Annotated in this window: 1 protein-coding gene; it reads right to left on the bottom strand. The window is 59.2% G+C overall.

All coding sequences use genetic code 11. The features are described 5' to 3' along the window. Positions 1-227 precede the first annotated feature (227 nt). Positions 228-1,514 (bottom strand): IS110 family RNA-guided transposase, encoded by a 1,287-nt coding sequence (locus BTE28158_RS32200; RefSeq protein ID WP_151052705.1) that lies wholly within the window; start codon positions 1,512-1,514, stop codon positions 228-230. Positions 1,515-1,599: the final 85 nt, after the last annotated feature.

Below are 1,599 nucleotides of genomic sequence, written 5' to 3'. Positions count from 1 at the left end.
AACGTTCTAAATGCAAGCAGAATGTGCAACGCAAGGTAAAACGGGGCCGCGCACACGGCGCGATGCAGTGCGCGAGTTGTCAAAGAGCGAACGACAACCAACCAGTGGTCTTCCGCGGCATCGGGGAGGCTTGCTGACCATAGTGGACACAAGATTCATCGCACACGGCGTGATCTTCACCGTACCTAAAACAGCATAGAAGCCCCAGCGGAAGGTCCGAGCATTATCTACGGGGTCGCCTGCGCCCCAACGGCAGCCGAGAGAGGGATCGATCCACTGGGTAAACCGAGTTCGAAGAACTGCCTGTAAGGCTGGTTCTTCTTGATCATGCTGTAAGCCACGCGAGCCATCTTCGCTGCCACGGCGGTCAGCGCCTTGCGCTTGAGGTCAGCGTCGTCCGGATCAGCGTGGACGTAACGTTCATATTTCGAGCGGAAGGAGTTCTCCTTCATGCGCACGGCAGCCATGCCTGCCATCCAGAAGGCCAGCCGCAACCGTGCATTGCCGCGCTTGGAGAGTTGCTCACGTCCCCGCTGGGTGCCCGACTGTATCTTCGCCAGGTCGAACCCGCAGAACTTCAGGAACTGACGGTGGTGACCGAAACGGCGCAGGTCGCCGGCCTCGGCGAGGATAGTCATGGCTATCACCGAGCCAATGCCCGGCAGCGTCTTCAGATGGGCGAAGTCGGCATTATCGTGAAGCTCAGCCTCGGCGCGCGCCTCGATTGCCGCTCGCAGCACGTTGAGCTCCTGGTACCGGCGCAGGGTAATACGGAATGTCTCGACAGCCAGGCAATCCGGCGCGTGAGGCAAGGCAGCGGTGTGTGCCGCTGTTTCCCATATCTCTTCGAGTTTGGCGCGTTTGTTCACCTTGCGGCCGACCAAATCCCATGCAGCAGCCACAAAGCTTTCGCGATCCAGGGCGCGTACGTGGGTCGGTGTCGGAAACTCGAGCAGAAAGCGCACGAACCATTCGTTGCGGGTGGTGCACCAATAGCGATGCATTTCCGGGAAATACAGGGGCAGGCAGTGGTTGATCAGTGAGTGCTGCACCTTGGTGCGTGCGCGAGAAACCTGGTAGTAGGTCTTTGCAAGTTCCTGCAGGTCATGATGGCCGGCGATCTGCGGGTCCACGTAACGCTGATATGTGCCACGCCTGAGCATTTCCAGGATGACCTGCGCGTCCTTCGGATCGTTCTTGTCCCAAGAGTTGAACATGGCTTCGCGATACCGCGCCTGTGCCACGGAATTGATGCTGACCACCTCGTGCCCGGCCGTGAGCAGACGGTGAGCCAGCGGGCGATGGTAGTCGCCGGTCGGTTCAAGCGCTACCCGGCAATTGCCGGGTAGCGCTTGAAGGTAACTCAACAGCTGGTCAAAATCAGAAGCGTTGTTGGTCATCCGGAAGCGCTGACGCTTCCCGTCCGACGACTCAATCAACACAGCATTCGAATAACGGGCGATGTCGATCGCCACTAGGTTCAAGGGCAGCGCACCTTCGAGCAAGTCGGCCATTTCGGTTTCCTCCGGCGGGCGATGAGCGGGCAATCCAAAGGATGCCCGTTACCCCTGATGGCTGACATTCTGCATGTACTACGGC

The sequence above is a fragment of the Burkholderia diffusa genome, from assembly GCF_902499115.1.
In the GTDB taxonomy this organism is placed as follows: Bacteria; Pseudomonadota; Gammaproteobacteria; order Burkholderiales; family Burkholderiaceae; genus Burkholderia; species Burkholderia diffusa.
The sequence above is the reverse complement of the archived record's forward strand: the minus strand, read 5'-3'. Positions and strand labels throughout refer to the sequence as shown.

What these genes read in the sequence shown, in the direction of transcription:
- BTE28158_RS32200 (WP_151052705.1), bottom strand. Translation starts at nt 1,514, where the DNA reads ATGGCCGACTTGCTCGAAGGTGCGCTGCCCTTGAACCTAGTGGCGATC.